12 protein-coding genes are annotated in these 17,063 nt (G+C 39.5%); 2 read left to right on the forward strand and 10 right to left on the reverse strand.

What is annotated here, in order from left to right:
- Positions 1–11: 11 nt before the first annotated feature.
- The 5 genes from MMO38_RS07345 to MMO38_RS07365 all read right to left on the reverse strand — a co-directional run bounded on the left by MMO38_RS07345 (position 12) and on the right by MMO38_RS07365 (position 11,536).
- A complete protein-coding gene (locus MMO38_RS07345; protein ID WP_241323183.1) occupies positions 12–593 on the reverse strand; it encodes a hypothetical protein in 582 nt (193 codons plus the stop codon).
- Positions 594–724: 131 nt separating this feature from the next.
- Positions 725–3,364, reverse strand: coding sequence for a bifunctional aconitate hydratase 2/2-methylisocitrate dehydratase (locus MMO38_RS07350; RefSeq protein ID WP_241323106.1), 2,640 nt, complete (start codon positions 3,362–3,364; stop codon positions 725–727).
- A gap of 253 nt (positions 3,365–3,617) precedes the next feature.
- Positions 3,618–3,977 carry a hypothetical protein gene (locus MMO38_RS07355; RefSeq protein WP_004670708.1) on the reverse strand — a complete coding sequence of 120 codons (360 nt, stop codon included), beginning with the start codon at positions 3,975–3,977 and terminating at the stop codon, positions 3,618–3,620.
- A 302-nt stretch (positions 3,978–4,279) separates the two neighbouring features.
- Complete coding sequence (locus MMO38_RS07360; RefSeq protein WP_241323107.1) at positions 4,280–8,785, reverse strand: translocation/assembly module TamB domain-containing protein; 4,506 nt, start codon at positions 8,783–8,785, stop codon at positions 4,280–4,282.
- Between the two features lie 45 nt (positions 8,786–8,830).
- Positions 8,831–11,536, reverse strand: a complete 2,706-nt coding sequence (locus tag MMO38_RS07365) for a BamA/TamA family outer membrane protein (protein ID WP_241323108.1) — start codon at positions 11,534–11,536, stop codon at positions 8,831–8,833.
- Positions 11,537–11,699: 163 nt separating this feature from the next.
- Between MMO38_RS07365 and MMO38_RS07370 the strand changes: the two genes are divergently transcribed.
- Both MMO38_RS07370 and coq7 read left to right on the forward strand, forming a co-directional pair.
- Positions 11,700–13,022: an MFS transporter gene (locus MMO38_RS07370; protein ID WP_241323109.1), complete on the forward strand. Its 1,323-nt coding sequence runs from the start codon at positions 11,700–11,702 to the stop codon at positions 13,020–13,022.
- Between the two features lie 3 nt (positions 13,023–13,025).
- Positions 13,026–13,664, forward strand: coding sequence for a 2-polyprenyl-3-methyl-6-methoxy-1,4-benzoquinone monooxygenase (coq7, locus tag MMO38_RS07375; protein WP_241323110.1), 639 nt, complete (start codon positions 13,026–13,028; stop codon positions 13,662–13,664).
- A 61-nt stretch (positions 13,665–13,725) separates the two neighbouring features.
- Here coq7 and MMO38_RS07380 read toward each other — a convergent pair whose 3' ends face one another.
- From MMO38_RS07380 to MMO38_RS07400, 5 genes are all read right to left on the reverse strand, one after another.
- The gene (locus MMO38_RS07380; protein ID WP_241323111.1) at positions 13,726–14,181 is read right to left on the reverse strand and encodes a hypothetical protein; all 456 of its coding nucleotides are present in this window, start codon (positions 14,179–14,181) and stop codon (positions 13,726–13,728) included.
- A gap of 139 nt (positions 14,182–14,320) precedes the next feature.
- Positions 14,321–14,872: a DUF2799 domain-containing protein gene (locus tag MMO38_RS07385; RefSeq protein WP_241323112.1), complete on the reverse strand. Its 552-nt coding sequence runs from the start codon at positions 14,870–14,872 to the stop codon at positions 14,321–14,323.
- 38 nt (positions 14,873–14,910) lie between these two features.
- Complete coding sequence (locus tag MMO38_RS07390) at positions 14,911–15,345, reverse strand: 2-amino-4-hydroxy-6-hydroxymethyldihydropteridine diphosphokinase (protein WP_004670701.1); 435 nt, start codon at positions 15,343–15,345, stop codon at positions 14,911–14,913.
- The gene (folB, locus tag MMO38_RS07395; protein ID WP_004670700.1) at positions 15,302–15,682 is read right to left on the reverse strand and encodes a dihydroneopterin aldolase; all 381 of its coding nucleotides are present in this window, start codon (positions 15,680–15,682) and stop codon (positions 15,302–15,304) included. Before folB ends, MMO38_RS07390 begins: the two co-directional genes overlap by 44 nt.
- A 29-nt stretch (positions 15,683–15,711) precedes the next feature.
- Positions 15,712–17,010 (reverse strand): AarF/UbiB family protein, encoded by a 1,299-nt coding sequence (locus MMO38_RS07400; protein ID WP_241323113.1) that lies wholly within the window; start codon positions 17,008–17,010, stop codon positions 15,712–15,714.
- Positions 17,011–17,063 lie beyond the last annotated feature (53 nt).

The raw sequence follows: 17,063 nt of genomic DNA on the forward strand, positions 1-17,063 counted from the left end.
AAACAACTACCTTACTCTGAATAATAATTTTCTCTATTAACTAAATCGTGCCATTGCTTATGACTATAAATTTTAAGATTTTCTAGCTGAGTTCCTACCAACAAAAAACGATCATCCCATATAAGAACTTCTCTATCGTCTTCTAGTTTTCGTTCTGAAAATTTTGGAAAGATACAGGCATCAAAATGCATTATACCTATTTCAAGTAGATGCTTTACCTCTCTAGGATTTTCAGGAATAGAATGAAATACAGGAATACTTTCTATTAACTTACAGGCAATTTGATGTGGTTCAGAATACAAATCATCCAAATACCATTTCTGATCAGCACATTTCCATATATACGCATCAGAACCATTTTGCTCGATCAATAATGTCTCAGTAATAGCATTCGGATCTTGATACCAAACGATAAATTCTAGACTTTTAGTAGGAACAATTGAAAACGCTGGAAGTTTTAGATAAGGATACGCTTTTAATAACCTAGAAAATAATTGTTGGGTTGAGATTTTTAACTCTTCAAGATTTTGTTCTTTATAAAAAATATTTTCTAACTCAAAAATATTGTCTTTTAAATTTAAAATGCTTTTCATTTTATAAAAAATAAGGGCTGAATCATCAGCCCTTATTTTAGCTTTTTGCTCAAACAAAGCATAGCTTTGTTCTTCTTGCGAAGTAACACTTCTCAGGGAAAAGCCTTTCGGCTTTTCTTAATCCTAGCTCATTAAGTCAATTGAGCAGCTTGGATTTTCTTGGTATCAACTTGATCAGCTTCTTTTGTATATTCGCTCATCTTGTCGAAGTTCAAGTATTTGTAGATGTCAGCAGAAGCGCTGTCGATTTGCGACGCGTACTGTTGATATTCTTCTGGGCTTGGTAATTTACCAAGAACAGCAGCTACAGATGCAAGCTCAGCAGAAGCTAAGTAAACGTTTGCACCTTGACCTAAACGGTTCGGGAAGTTACGAGTAGAAGTAGATACACATGTCGTATTCGGTGCTACACGTGCTTGGTTACCCATACACAATGAACAGCCCGGCATCTCAGTACGCGCACCAGCACGACCATAGATGTTATACATACCTTCTTCCATCAACTGATGTTCATCCATACGTGTTGGTGGAGCCAACCATAAACGAGTCGTTAATGAACCACTTGGTACTTTATCAAGTAACTGACCAGCCGCACGGAAGTGACCGATGTTAGTCATACAAGAACCGATGAATACTTCATCAATTTTGTCGCCTTGAACGTCAGAAAGAAGCTTCGCATCATCTGGGTCATTCGGGCAGCAAAGGATTGGTTCTTTGATGTCAGCAAGATCGATTTCATACACTTTAGTGTATTCAGCATCAGCATCCGCTTTTAACAAGCTTGGGTTGTCTAACCACTTCTGCATGTTTTCTACACGACGTGCCATAGTACGCGCATCGCCATAACCTTCAGCGATCATCCACTTCAACATGGTCATGTTTGAACGTAAGTATTCAGCAACTTTCTCTTCAGAAAGTGTGATCGAACAGCCAGCAGCAGAACGTTCAGCAGACGCATCAGAAAGTTCGAATGCTTGCTCAACCGTCAAGTCATTTTCCATTTCTGATAAATCGATCTCAAGGATACGACCAGAGAAGATGTTTTTCTTACCTTTCTTCTCAACAGTCAGGTCACCTGCTTGAATCGCATAGTAAGGAATCGCATGTACAAGGTCACGTAAAGTGATACCAGGCTGCATTTTACCTTTGAACTTAACAAGGATAGATTCAGGCATATCCAGTGGCATAACACCAGTCGCAGCTGCGAAAGCAACAAGACCAGAACCTGCTGGGAATGAAATACCGATTGGGAAACGCGTGTGCGAGTCACCACCTGTACCAACGGTATCAGGAAGTAACATACGGTTTAACCAAGAGTGGATAATACCGTCGCCTGGACGTAAAGATACACCACCACGGTTCATGATGAAGTCAGGTAATGTATGGTGAGTAGTTACGTCAACTGGTTTTGGATATGCAGCAGTGTGACAGAAAGACTGCATGACTAAGTCAGCAGAGAAGCCCAAGCAAGCTAAGTCTTTTAACTCATCACGCGTCATAGGACCCGTTGTATCTTGCGAACCAACAGTGGTCATCTTAGGTTCACAGTAAGTACCCGGACGGATACCTTGACCTTCAGCTAAGCCACATGCGCGACCAACCATCTTCTGCGCTTGAGTAAAGCCTTTGCCTGTGTCAGCAGGTTGTACTGGCGTACGGAACAATGTAGAAGGTTCTAAACCTAATTCGTCACGTGCTTTTGAAGTCAAACCACGACCAATGATCAAGTTAATACGACCACCAGCACGTACTTCATCTAGAAGTACAGGAGTTTTAAGTTCTGCTTCTGAGATTTGTACACCATCTTTGAATGCAGTTACTTTTGCAGCAGCATGGTCAATTTTCAATACAACTTCGTCGCCCATATTCATGTTGGCAACGTCGATTTCTACAGGTAACGCACCTGCATCTTCCATTGTATTAAAGAAAATTGGCGCGATTTTAGAACCTAAGCACACACCACCATCTTTTTTGTTTGGAATGTGTGGAAGTTCATCACCAAAGAACCAAAGCACTGAGTTCGTTGCAGACTTACGAGATGAACCCGTACCAACAACGTCACCTACGTAAGCAACTTGGTTGCCTTTCGCAATCAATTCTTTGATTTGGTTTAATGGACCAACTTCACCTGGTTTTTCAGGATTGATACCATCACGTTCGTTTTTCAACATTGCATTCGCATGCAATGGAATGTCTGGACGGCTCCAAGCATCTTGTGCAGGAGACAAGTCATCGGTATTGGTTTCACCAGTTACTTTGAACACAGTGATTTTAATTTCTTCTGGAACGTCAGGACGGCTTGTGAACCATTCCGCATCAGCCCAAGACTGTAAAACAGCTTTTGCATTTACGTTGCCAGCTTTCGCTTTTTCAGCAACATCATGGAATGCATCAAATACTAGAAGCGTCTTTTTCAATGCTTCAGCAGCTAAGCCTGCAAGTTCAGCATTGTCAAGAAGTTCAACAAGTGGTGCTACGTTATAACCACCAAGCATCGTGCCAAGTAAGTAAACAGCACGTTCTTTAGTAATAAGTGGAGAAGTCGCTTCGCCTTTTGCAACCGCAGCTAAGAAAGCAGCTTTTACATAAGCAGCTTGGTCAACACCTGCTGGAACACGATTTTCAAGCAAATCTACTAAATATGCCTCTTCACCTGCCGGTGGGTTTTTAAATAATGCTACGAGTTCAGCAGTTTGAGCATCATCAAGTGGCTTCGGTGGGACTCCGAGTGCGGCACGTTCTGCAACGTGTTGGCGGTAAGCTTCTAGCACAGTGTTATTCCTCTTCTTTAATAAATTACTTGTAGGTTCCAGCTTTGTACAAGCTCTACAAGCAATATGGACAGCAAAATTTTACTAGACTTCGCGTTAAAAGTTAATGCAACTGCCGTATATCTACGTGATGACCATTATTTTATAGCGAAATGTTCATACCTTTTAAATACCGCTTTGGTCTTACTCTAAAGCCTAATAAAATATTACAAACATAAAAAAAGACAACGTTGTTGTCTTTTCGATTAACACATTAAAATGACTTATAACTCGGTAGCTTATCGTGTGGAGTAGCTAAACACTGATCCGTATATTGCTGCTTCAATTTGTCGCGTATAGCCTCTGGATCTGCTTTTATTTGATCTACAGGCATCGCATATACATTTTCAATAATTTCAAAGATAAATTTTCGTGTTGTTTCATCTTCAATTTTGCCAGCATGTTCTGTTGCTTGCTTTTGCTCAATTCCATTTTGACGATCCAACGTAATAGAACGCGCTGCATTGCCGACACTAACACAATAGCCATGCCATTGTTCTTCGGGTGTTAATGGTTTTTTTTCAGCACAACCGACCAAAACTAAACCTATTGCAATCAACAAAACTTTTTTCATGATCATACTACGGCTAATTTGATGCGCACATCATACTAAAACTGAATTATTTTGCAAAAGGACGCATTTGAAACTGACCTTTTAGCAATAAAAACATACAAATCCGTCACTACTATACATGGTATTGCCTGTCTTTTGGCATTTAACGCCACTTACAAGGATAAATCGTTCTCTATCTAATAAAAGATCGTATTCTCATTCATATTCAAACATTCGTTTTTAAGAATATGCCAAAGCTTGGTAGAAATGACTATAAATAAAAAAACCTGCTTTATTTACATAAAACAGGTCTGATATAAAATTTAGAATCGCCAATTATAGAATATATCTATCGCTCGTTCCAAAGATTGGCTAGCCTCAAGATATAAGCGGCGATTCATTTGATAGCGTAAGGTCAATTTATTTACAGGGGTAAATACACCGATACCATAGCGGATAAACAGATCTGGGGTAATATACCCTGTCAAACTGACTTGGGTATCATCTCCTGTTCCTTGCGCATCAAGTGCTAAGCCACTTAAACCAAAGGTTCGTCCAATTTGGTTGGTGAGTGCGCGTGTGCCGCCTAAGCCCATACTAATGCCCGCTGCGGCAATGGTATTGTTTACATCCGACTTAAATCCTTCAGTATTACTTAGACCACTGCTCCCTTCATTGATACGCCCTGTCAATAACGCATTCAATGCTTCTTGCTCAGACAGACCGGCATCGTTATAGATTTGAATATTCGGAACAGTCGCGGTGCCTGTCACACGTATCCCAACCATACTGCCTTGAACGGGCTTATTGGCATCAATATCAAGCGTTGGATTGGCAAGTGGACCATTAAAACGTGCAATCGCTCGATTTAGGTCTAAGCTTTGACCGTATGCTTCAATTTTTACTTTTTGACTGACACCAATTGCACCATTGGCTCGCATGGCTGTTTCCAAACCACGTTGTGATAAATGTAAACGCCCAACCAATGGAATATTACTTTCAAAACCTTGGAAAATAACCTGATCACCCAAAGTGAGGGTCATATCCGCACGAATATCCCACGGTTTCGATGCCTTTAATGTCGCAAGCAAATCTTGTCCTTGATGAACAACGCGAACATCTGGTGAAAGCGTCACGACGTTTGCTGTTGACTCTGGCATAGAGATTCGAGCACGCGGCACATCAATTGTACCTTTCAAACTTAATCGCTGGTCAAATGGATAAACATCTAGACTGAGATCTGGTTTAACAATTGCTGTAATCATTGGAGCTTGGCGAACCAAGAGGTTGTCACCTTTTAAAGTCAGTGCCAAATGTGGTTTATCTTTCCAATCAAAGCTTCCTTTCAACCGCCCAACGCCTTGACCACTATTAAATGCACCATCAATACTTGCCGAGTCTTGGCGAATAGATGAATAAAGCTGCATATTGGTTAAATTTACAGGCAATGAAATCATACTAATTGCGCCATTTTTCAAACGCATTTCGCCCGTAAATTGTGGCTGAGTCAGTGTGCCATTAATTTTACCTGCAAGCGCTAATGTGCCTGCCATAGAGCGTACATCTTTAATAAATGGTTTAAAGATTTTCAGTTGTACATCATCAAAAGCAATTTCCCCACGCATAGGCATACCCGATTGAAATGGATCGACTACAACGTTGGCATACCCAGTTCCAATATCAGGTGTTTTCATATCGACACGGAACAGAAGTCCATCATTGACACTTTTTGCAATTAAGCTTAACTCTTCATAGGTCACTGTCGTTGCAATATCTTGTGGATCTTCTGCGGCTAAACCAATCTCACCTTTGCGTGTCACTAAACGTGAATCTAATTTAGGGCGAGTGCCTTTTACCCAAGATGCTTTTGCATAACCATTTAACTGTCCAGTTACAGCCAAACCTTCAGGCATAAACGCGGCAAAGTCTTTTAGATCGAGATCCTTAGTAATAAACGAAAAACTTCCTTTTTCTTTACTAATACGAGCAGGTTGATCTAAACACAATTGGCTTTCTGCACTTTGCCAACAATGCTGACCGACATATAACTCAGATCGCGCTGTCGTATAGATAACAGGCGTATTTTGATTTTGGGCAAGATCAATGCGGCGCGAGTTGAACCTTCCTTTCTGGATTTCACCTAGCCAATCATTGTTTTGATTAAAACCACCAGCAAGCTGTACATAAAAATTGGTGTGCGCATTTTTACTTTCTAGTTTTAACAAATGCGCTTTTCGCGTGCCCGCTAAATTGATCGTTGCCTTTTCAATTTCACGTTTTCCGCTGCGTAAATGATCCAATGTTGCAGTCAATTGTGTTGCTGTTGTTTCTGAAGTTGGTAACTCACCTTGGACACGCAATGATTTGATACTTGCCAAGTCACTGAAAGCAAAATTATCGACAGCAATATTTGCAGTCGCCTTAAGTCGTGGTTGTGACTGTACATTTAGACTGCCGTAAGCACGTCCACGTAAGCCAGGATATAACTCATATAATGCAGGTGCATTTATCTTAAATTGTAAACTTTGTGCATTTCCAGTGGCTTGAAGTTGGTTCTGCCCATAAGCAAAAAATAAATTGTTTGCTTCAAACTGCTGTGGTAAGAAACCAGTCTGATTTGAATCCAGTAACAAAGACAGATTACCACGACCGCGTACAGGCTTATTGTTGAGAAAACCCGCTGCATTGAGTTCTCGAATATCAACGCGTTTCACTTGATCTGACCAAACGCCTTGCGTTTTTACATGACCTGAGAGTTCACCTTTAAGACTAGAAACAAAGTAATGAGGCTTAAATCGGACTAAAGACACTTCCATGTTCCAACCAAGCTTATCTTTAAGATCGACTTTACCTGTTGCAAACATTTTGCCTGCAACACCATCATGCTTTAACTCATTAATTTGAATCTCGGTCGGTGTTCCTGCAATATTAATCTTTAACAGCCCGTTGCCTTGATTCAAAGCATTTAACGAACCATCATAATCTACCGAAAAACGTTTAAATCCACCGCCTGCCTGAACATCATCAAACATTAACGTCGTTGTACTTTTTCCTTTGAGCACAATCGTTTCATTTTGATTAGCTTGAGCAAGTTGTCCTTTTAGATCAATATTTTCAAGTTGTATAATCTGTTGGTTCGGTTTTGCAAAACCAGACGCTTTGATTTCACCATTCAGTAGATTTACAGGTGCTGCAGTCGCGACTGTTTGAGGATTAAAGTCTTGTGCTTTAAGTTGGGCTTGCCATGACAGTTGCTGCTTTTCATGTGGTAATTTAACTGTCGCTTGTCCAGTTAAGCTACCTTTATCCGCTTGATAAAGGAAATTTTCGACATTTAGAACATTCGATTTCAAATCAACTTTTGCATCATATTTCCCTGCTGGCAATAAACCTTGCTCATTGGGACGTACAGTCGTTGTAAGATAAATGTCTTGTTGATCTTCTCTTAAGGTCACATTGGTTTGACCTTCCGCGCTACTTAACCAACCAATATAAGGCATCGCTCGATCTATACCTCGCCAAGCAATATCTAACACCATCGGTTGAGGTTTATTATTTTTTGCTTCTGCCTGATTTAATTTGACCTGCCAAGTTTCATACTTATCAAAGGCAAGCTGCGCATTGAGTGCTAGCCCATTTTCCAATGAGCCTACAGCGCTTATATTTGCATCCAAGCTTGGCGGCAAAAAATCCTGAGCAATTTGCGGTAGCGTTTTATCTTTTGGGTTTAAGCGATCTAATCGCCCTTTTATATCCCATGACACTTGTTCATTCCAATTTACAAAGCCTTTTAATCCAACCGATCCACCCATTAACTGACCATTAAAGTCTTGGATGTTGAGTTGATTTTTAAGGTCTGTTTCCATGAGCGCATTATACTTGCCTTCGGGAAGTTGCTCACCTTTCAGGTCAGTATCCAAGCTCAAAATCAGTTTATCAATATCACCATTAAATCTAGCGATACCATCTTTCGCAAAAAGTTTTTGCTCTTTCAATATCGGAAGATGATAGTTTTTGAATAACAATGCACCTTTCATAGGCACCTGATCACGCACAGGATGAATCACAGCCCAACCCGTCAACAAATCTGGTGTATGGGTCGCCACGCCTGCTCTTATGGTATCCAATGTACCTGTAGCCACGACCTTGATCGTCTCAACGTCAATACTTTTTAGTGATGGAATAATCAGATCTGCTTTTAGATCTAAAGGATACTTACCATTAAAATCCATTTGACCTGTGGCATTTTTAACCGCCAAATACCCCATATCCATACGAGAGTCTTCAAACTCTAATTTCGTATCTGACCAAAGTGCATCTTTTAAATAAATATCATTAAAATCAATTTTTGCAGTTGTGGTCTTTATTTCCAAATGATCTAAAGTAGCTTTATCAATACGAAGTACAAACGGAAGTTTGATTGGCGCAAAATCGAATGGTTTTCCTGATGGCGGCTTTTTATTTATAACGATGAGGTTGGAGATATCCGCATGACTCAAATGCACCTCTTTATTTAAAATCGCACGCCAACCCAAGGAAACGTCTGCACGATCCAAAGAAACATCAACGGCCTCTAATTTTACCAAAACGTTTTTTAGAATAATGCCTCGTAATAAATTGCCACCTTCATATTCGTATTGAATTATTTTTTGGTTTTGTAGCACACGATCGAGTAAAAAACGACTTCCCTTATCTGTTGACATCATCACAAATAATGAGCTGACCAAGAATAAAAGAATGAACAGCACCACCAGCACGATACTCCGAAGAATACGCCGTTCTCGTCTTGGTGCAGTTGGAGGTGTAAGTTGCTGGTCTGCTTCCGTCATAATTAACCTAAATTTTTTTCGCTTTTAAAGGGTTATAAAAAGTCTTTAAAGTTGTGATCCAATAAAGAAGTGCAGTCGAATTGGGCGGTTTTCATTAGAAATACCCGATGCAACATCCAAACGAATCGGACCAATTGGAGATCTCCAACGGATACCAACACCTACACTATATTCAGTTGGATTACTAAAATCTTTATCAAAAGCATTACCAAAGTCAGAAAAAACTGCAGCACGCCAACCATCTTTAAATTGATAGTTATATTCTAACGATCCAACACCTAACGCCTGCCCACCAATCTTATATCCATCTATTTCTGGGGATAGACTTTTATAATCGAATCCACGTAAAGATTGATCCCCGCCCGTAAAGAAACGCAAATTATAAGGGACTTTATTAAAATCATCGGTAAAAATATAACTTGCATCACCACGCCCGACAAATTGATGATTGTCATTTTCTCCTAGCGAGTAAATAAATCTCCAACCTGCTCCCAGTATCGCCATATTGGCATCTGAAAGGAGTGACTCAGCTCCTAATTCGAGTTTATAAATTTGTTTAAAGCCTTTGGTTGGATTTAAACGAGTATTCGTATTTGTCTTAGAAATTTCATAACCTAAGAGTAACGATTGTTGCTCAGAGTTTGTACCTGCTGCTTTAAAGGCATCGGGTAACTCCGAAATATCAACATTCCCTTTTTCAGTTAAGCGGTCTAAGCGATAGCGCAATCCAAAAGTATGCTGCCAATTACCAAGTGGATTCTTAATTACACGTTCACCACCAAGTACAGCAGACTCAACTAACAAACCGATATTAGGACCGATGTCATCTCGAGTTTCACGCTCATAACCTCCGACAAGGTTAAAGTAGTCATTGAGTGGATGCTTATAAGGGATGCTATAACGTCCATCAATAGACTGGCGTATTTCCGAAACCTCGATGTTGGCATCAAAGGCATGACCATGTTTATTGACTATTGCACGACGATACTGAGAACGAATACGCGCTCCAGTGTCCGTACCATAACCCACACCTGTTTCAATACTATTTAACCGATCGGCATTTAAGGTGACTACAACCGGAATCTTTTTATCCAAACGCGCTTGTTCTTCTTGTTGCTGCCGCTCTTGATTGTCATCCTGTACGCTTGGCATCGAACGTGCCAAAGAATAAGCTTTTGCTGGTTCACTCCCTGAGAACTGGGACTCATCTACAACATCTTGGGTGACTTCTTCGGCAGAGGTCACTTTCTGTCGCGCTAAGTCAGCTTTTTGCTGAGTATTTAAGAGCTGAGATTGCTCGATACGTTGTTGATCGACCAATGCTTGCAAGTCAGGCGGTAACTCTAAAGGTGGTTGGTTCAGATCAGGTTTAATGGTATCGACCAACGTGTAATTAAAATAACGCGTATTGGTTAGGTTATTTGCTAAAAGATTAACCCGCCAAAAAGCATAATCATCACCCTCTTTCCAAGGCACGAGGCTATCGAGCACTTTTTGTGTCAGTGGTAATGGCTTGCTCGGATCACTCATTTTATATTGGACTTCTTTGAGTTTATACCGGTCGCCTGTTTCATACTTTAAATTAATTTCTGCTGTTTTCTCAGGCTGGCTAATTTTAACGTCATGTAATCGCCAAAATGCATCAAAGAAACCATTGTCTGACGCTGTTGTTGCAATTTTATTTTTGGTTGCCTCATATTTACCGTGGTTGAAAATATCACCTTCATCCTGCTCAGGAATTAAACCAATAACTTGAAATTGAGGGACATTCTCACCCGCGCCAGTAAATTCAATATTTTGTTCTTTTATCAGAACGGGTTCATTTGGAACAACGTTCACTTTGACTTTGCTATCACTCAATTTCTCAAAGGTATAGGTTGAATCATAATAGCCGACTGCTTGCGCCGCTTGATTGGTCAATACTCTCAATTGAGGCAAAGCGACATTGAACTCCTCGAAAGCCTCCTGTGTAAAACTGGATAGCTTTGCTTTGATGTTGGCAGCAAGCACAGGTGGAGCACCTGTCACATCCGCACTAATACGCGGAATTCTGTCAGCACCGAGCAAATTTTCTGGGCGCAATCGATTCAAAACTCTTTTAAAGAACCCGACTTTTTCTTGCTCTTGATCTGTTTGCACCTGAAATTCAGACAGTGTCTTACCTGATTCATTTGCTTCAACAATGATCTGGCTATCGGTTTGGATATCCTTCATCAATTGATCAATATTAATAGGTGCCTGACTGATCTCGGTGAGCTCAGTTTGTGTTGCTTCGTTGACTAAAATATCTGTGTTCTTTGCAGTATCTGCTCGATGTGACTGTGCTTGATTTTTTGCGTCTTCGGCAACCTGAAAGATTTCATTTGCCATATTTTGATCAACAGTGATCACTGGCAAATTGTCTAAATTTTCATCCAAATCGATCGGCTGCAACACATCAATTTGATGTGCTGACTGTTCTTGTTGTTTTAGTGCAGCCACACTGTCTTGTGCTGGATTGAAATTTTGTTGATCTATTTGAAAGGCTTGAATTGGGATTTCTGGAGCAGGAATGCTTTTAACCTGATCTTTCATCCGCTCAATTGTTTGATTTTCAATCGCTTCGGCAACTTGATCTTCCGCATAAGCATTTGATATAAAACAACTAATCAAAAAACCACTACAAATAAGTTTAGGAAAGCTCTGCATTTTAAAAATTAAATGCATAGAATGAACCAATGTTGACTGTTTAAACTTAGATTTAGATAGCATGTAGTACTCTAAACTTACTTTTTAGATTTATCGTTTTTGATGGTTGAAAACCGCTTCAAATCTTTGATTTTTCATCCAATCAAACATGAAAGTATCATACATGTATTATTTAGTAAATTTACACTACGTCACATTTTTTTATAAATCACAATGAAGTGAACACATGATGAAACAAGATGAGCGCTTAATGACATCACGTCGGTTTGCCCCGATGTTTTTCACTCAATTTTTCGGCGCGCTGAATGATAATGTCTATAAGCAAGCCCTTCTTTTAGTCATTACTTATGGTTGGATTCAACAACAAACCGCAGCCGTAAGTACACTCAATAATTTAGCTGCATTACTGTTTATTTTGCCTTACTTTTTCTTTTCAGCAACTGCTGGTCAAGTTGCTGATAAATATGAAAGATCACAGCTCGTCCGTTTGCTTAAGCTACTTGAAATCGTGATCATGCTGATCGGTACCGCAGGTTTCTTGCTCGGTAATTTGTGGTTACTATTATTCGCTCTTTTTCTAATGGGAACACATTCAACCTGTTTTGGCCCAATCAAATACGCCATCCTCCCTGAAATATTAAAACCAAATGAACTCATGTCAGGAAATGCGCTATTCCAGTCAGGCACATCGATCGCCATTTTATTCGGGATGATCTTGGGCGGTGCTGTGATTGCAACTTCAGCAGGCAATTTATTATGGATTAGTATTACGGTTGTTACGATTGCTTGCTTAGGCTATTTGTGTAGTCGATTTATTCTCCCGCAAAAAGTTGCGGCACCAGATTTAAAAATAGACTGGAACTTTTTTCGTACAAGCCTGCAAACAGTAAAATACGCGAAAAGTATTCCTGTTATTTTTATGATTTTGCTCGGTAACTCTTGGTATTGGTTTTATGGGGCGACCTATTTAACTCAGATTCCACAACTCACTCAACAGAATCTTCATGCTTCAGAGAATGTCGTCAGCTTACTACTCACCTTTTTCTCTGTCGGTATTGGTGTCGGTTCTTTGCTGTGTAGACGAATTGGTGGAACTGACATTAATATCAGAATGGTTCCGTATGGCGCGATTGGTTTAACCATTTTCGCGCTTTATTTGGCTGCTAGCTTGGCGTTTGTACCAGAACGTACGGGTGAACTACTGAGCTTAAAAGATGTCTTTACTGAAGGTGCTGTGTATTATCATGTTATGCTTGCAGTCACTTTGCTTGGCATTAGCGGTGGATTCTATATCGTACCCTTATATGCAATGATGCAAGCTTATTCACCACGCTCTCATCGTGCTCGAGTGGTTGCTGCTAATAACATTCTCAATGCTATATTTATGGTCTCTTCAGCAATTTTCTCAATTTTAATCTTAAGCATCTTAAAAATTGATATTAAAATATTATTTACGATTACTGCGGTTTTAAGTGCAATTTATTCATTCTGGTTATTAAAACGCCTAAAACCTTTATTGGAAAACGCTCCCAATACTTTAGAGGATTAATCTATGCGTCAGTACACAGGTCTCGACCAACTCATTAACTCCTTTGACCAAGCATTACGCAGTTTAGTTCCGGGTGCGACCGCCTCTCAGCGCGCCAATCCTGCACATAACGAAGCTGCACAATTATGCGTCAGCGATGCACGCCATGTCGCGGGTTTAATGCGGGTAAACCATAGTGGTGAGGTATGCGCACAAGCGCTTTATCACGGTCAGGCATTGACAGCAAAACTTCCACATGTCCGTGAAGAAATGCAACACGCTGCGATTGAAGAACAAGATCATTTAGCTTGGTGCGAGGACCGCTTAAAAGAGTTGGATAGTCATACCAGTGTCTTAAACCCAATATGGTATGGGTTATCTTATGGCATGGGCGCAATTGCAGGAATTGCAGGTGATAAATACAGTTTAGGGTTCGTCGCGGAAACTGAGCGCCAAGTCAGTCAACATTTGCAAGAGCATCTTCAACAACTACCTAAACACGATGACCGTTCCCGTAAGATCTTAGAGCAAATGAATGAGGATGAATTACAGCATCGCGACACCGCATTACAAGCAGGTGGCGTTGTTGAACTACCAGCGCCCGTGCGTATCACCATGACCGCCATTTCAAAATTGATGACTAAAACCAGTTATTATTTATAAAATTTAGACTTGGGAATTGTGAAATCACAATTCCCCTATTTTTTCAAAACTTTAAGTAATTTTATTTAAATACAATTTTTCCCTTATCTTTTGAATAACGATCATACCAAAAACTTTGAGATTGCTTTTCTGTATCTGTAAAAATCGTATAGTTAATTTTTCCTTGCCTAAAACTGATTTGATCACGATTTTTTACAGCTATAACTCTTAGATCATTTACCCAAATACGCTGTTGCTGATCAATTTTGATCCGAGCTAAAGATGTTCCATCTCGTCGTTCAGCGATCCACTGCGGCTGGCTTATTGATGTATTTTGATCAGTTACCACTGTACTAGATTGAACGAATCCAGCTTTGATATTTTCTTCTTTAGTTTTGCTAATATCACAGCCTTGTAATTCACTTACTTGCGTACAGCCTGAAAATTCCAATTGTTGTCTATATTTGGCATCGATTGCATAAGCAGAATTCATAACGCCACAGGAGATAAGACCAGCAATCATCAGCTTCATTTGCATAGTGCACCCTTGTATGTTCTATTCATCAATTATTTATTTAAACATCAATCATATAATAGGTCTGTAATTTAAATGTTGACTCTAAAAGTAAAAAAAGCCTATGAAATAAACCATAGGCTTTTTTAGAAATTGTTCGTAATTAGTTTAAACCATGCTCTGCTTTAAAGCGCTCTAAGTTTCGAACTGCATCGTGATAGCGTGATTGCACCCGACTACTATTTATTCTTAAATCATATAAACGCTTTTTATAATCATCACGATCCTTAACCGATAGATCTTTGCGCTCCAATTCTTTGAGATAATGATTTATGTCAGTTTGTGAACGATTGAATTCTGAGTCTGCTTGATAGTAAGCATTTGCAACTTGGTAATAATTACGCAATGACTCTCGTTTTTCGATTGGACAAACCCTAAAATCACCACGACCATCTAATGCTTCATTAAAAATGGTCTCAGGTCGACAATAATAACCCAAGCCTTTCTGATAACCTTTTTCATATAAGCTTTGATTTGGAACAACATTGGCTTTTTGACAAGATGAATAATATTTATCTAAACGAGATGCATGCCCAGCCGAACCATCTTTCTCACCGACATTAAACCAATTTGCTGTTTTACATTGCTCAACACTCATTGACGCACAGCCAGAAAGTAAAACCGCCAAAGTGAAACCGAGTAAAATAGTCTTCATAAAGCGCTTCCTAATTATTCGCTATTATTTATAAAAAATTATATTGTAATGACAGGATACTGTATATTTTGGTCATAACTTAATGCAGTTTGCTGCCATAAATCGCTTAAAGGAATTTTTACGTCTAATGCTAATGGTAACTTTTTTGGATTAAATTGCATATTGTCTAAAGTATTGCCCCAAGCAATTACATCGATATCTAAACTGATATGGTGCGATGGACGAATACGCCCCGATTGCGCTTCAAATTTTTTGAGTATCTCTATTATTTCATCAACAGGCAGATGGCTTTGCAATAAACACGCTGAGTTCCAATAATCAGCACCAATCCCATCACGACATGGGATTTGATAAATCGGAGAAAACTTCACCGTACCTAAATCTGCAAGTTGAGTATAAGCAAAAGTAAAATTTTGCTGTTGCTGAACATTACTCGCCAGTGCGAGCGCAAAAATCGTTTCTGTTGCGTTCAAGACGAATTCCTACTGCTTGAGCTTGTGCAATGATTGCAGGTTTGCGAATCGTGATAATAATAGATTCGACTGAAGGGAAAGTAGAAAATAAACGATCAAGCACTAACTGAGCCGCATGCTCAATGAGTTTGGGCTGAGCTTGTTGAATCACTTCGGCTGCAAGTTCACAAATTTGAGCATAGTTAAGAGTATCATCTAACTCATCAGAATTTGCAGCCTGACTGAGATCATTATGAATGGTGAGATCTAACATTAAAGGTTGAATAATTTGGCGTTCCCAGTTGAAACAACCAATAACCGTATCCACCTTTAATCCTTCAATAATAATGGCATCCATAATGACCTAATAATGAACCGATAAATAAATTAATGCTTTAAAAACGAAGCAGGTTCGATATTGTGAACCATTTTCAGACGTTGGTCAGCATAAATATCGGTATATGGTGCAAGAATACGCATGAAACGATCAAAATATAACATTTGCTTGAATAGTAAAGCGAAATCACGCGGGAATTTGATCCCATGACGCTCACCGACACCGATCATATCCATCATAATGTCATTCAAATCAGCTGGATTTGAACTCAAAATTTCTTGAGGGTCAGCCAATAATACGCCGCTAAATAAACGCTCTAAATCATCAGCCAAGACTTGTGTATCGATCTTTTTATTGGTCATTCCCATCTTGAGCATGTTTTCAGCCATAGCGGTATAATTGGTATGCTGCAAAGCATCCATAAATGCCATACACGCTGTCCACACCGCAGGATTGAGTTGCCCAACAATACCAAAATCAATAAAACCAACACGCCCATCTTCAAGCAACATCAGATTGCCAGCATGCAGATCAGCATGGAAACTTTTACATAGCATTAAGCTACCGAACCAAGTATTCATTGCTGTGATTAAAACTTGTGTTGGATCTTTTGCATATTGTTTAACAACATCAAAATCCGTTAATGACACACCGTACAAACGTTGCATCGTTAAAACACGGCGTGTTGAAAACTGATGATAAACCTTTGGTGCAGTTGCAGCAGTATTGCCTGAAACATTGAGGTATTGAACAAAATCATCGAGGTTTTGTGCTTCTTCAATGAAGTCGACTTCACGTACCATACGTGTTTTGATCTCATCTACGATTTCGGACAAAGATGCAAATTTAATCTTTGGAACTGCTTTTTCTAGTAATTTTGCAGCCCAATGTACAACATTTAAGTCCGTATATAAGATGGTTTCAACCCCAGGCTTTTGTACTTTCAATACAACGTCTTCACCTGTGACTAATTTAGCAGCATGTACTTGAGCGATTGATGCTGAAGCAAGCGGTTTTTCATCAATAAAACTAAAAATCTCATTGAGATTTTTGCCATCAAACTCTTCAGCCAAAACGCCTTGAATATAACTAAATGGCAACGTTGGGGTTTGATCTAGACAACCTTGGAACTCTTGAACATATTCACGAGGAAATAAAGATGGTGTACTGGCAATAAACTGTCCGAGCTTAATATAAGTTGAACCTAATGATTCAAAGGTTTCACGCATGAGTTTAGCGTTACTCGGTTTTTCGGTTGCATATTTCACACCTGCTTGTGCCGCAACCATAACTGTCTCACCAATACGTGCAACAGAGCGTAGTCCATCAAATAAAATATTTCTTTTCATAATCTTTCATTGTCTCGAAAATGGCATTAGTTTAGCAAAGTTTGCTGATATTA

The sequence above is a fragment of the Acinetobacter sp. NIPH 1852 genome (genome assembly GCF_022549455.1).
GTDB lineage: Bacteria > Pseudomonadota > Gammaproteobacteria > Pseudomonadales > Moraxellaceae > Acinetobacter.

Bases quoted from the DNA above. Each gene is read 5' to 3' on its own strand.
- MMO38_RS07345 (WP_241323183.1), bottom strand. From the start codon at position 593: ATGAAAAGCATTTTAAATTTAAAAGACAATATTTTTGAGTTAGAAAAT.
- MMO38_RS07355 (WP_004670708.1), bottom strand. From the start codon at position 3,977: ATGAAAAAAGTTTTGTTGATTGCAATAGGTTTAGTTTTGGTCGGTTGT.
- MMO38_RS07360 (WP_241323107.1), bottom strand. From the start codon at position 8,785: ATGACGGAAGCAGACCAGCAACTTACACCTCCAACTGCACCAAGACGA.
- MMO38_RS07365 (WP_241323108.1), bottom strand. From the start codon at position 11,536: ATGCTATCTAAATCTAAGTTTAAACAGTCAACATTGGTTCATTCTATG.
- MMO38_RS07370 (WP_241323109.1), top strand. From the start codon at position 11,700: ATGATGAAACAAGATGAGCGCTTAATGACATCACGTCGGTTTGCCCCG.
- coq7 (WP_241323110.1), top strand. From the start codon at position 13,026: ATGCGTCAGTACACAGGTCTCGACCAACTCATTAACTCCTTTGACCAA.
- MMO38_RS07380 (WP_241323111.1), bottom strand. From the start codon at position 14,181: ATGCAAATGAAGCTGATGATTGCTGGTCTTATCTCCTGTGGCGTTATG.
- MMO38_RS07385 (WP_241323112.1), bottom strand. From the start codon at position 14,872: ATGAAGACTATTTTACTCGGTTTCACTTTGGCGGTTTTACTTTCTGGC.
- folB (WP_004670700.1), bottom strand. From the start codon at position 15,682: ATGGATGCCATTATTATTGAAGGATTAAAGGTGGATACGGTTATTGGT.
- MMO38_RS07400 (WP_241323113.1), bottom strand. From the start codon at position 17,010: ATGAAAAGAAATATTTTATTTGATGGACTACGCTCTGTTGCACGTATT.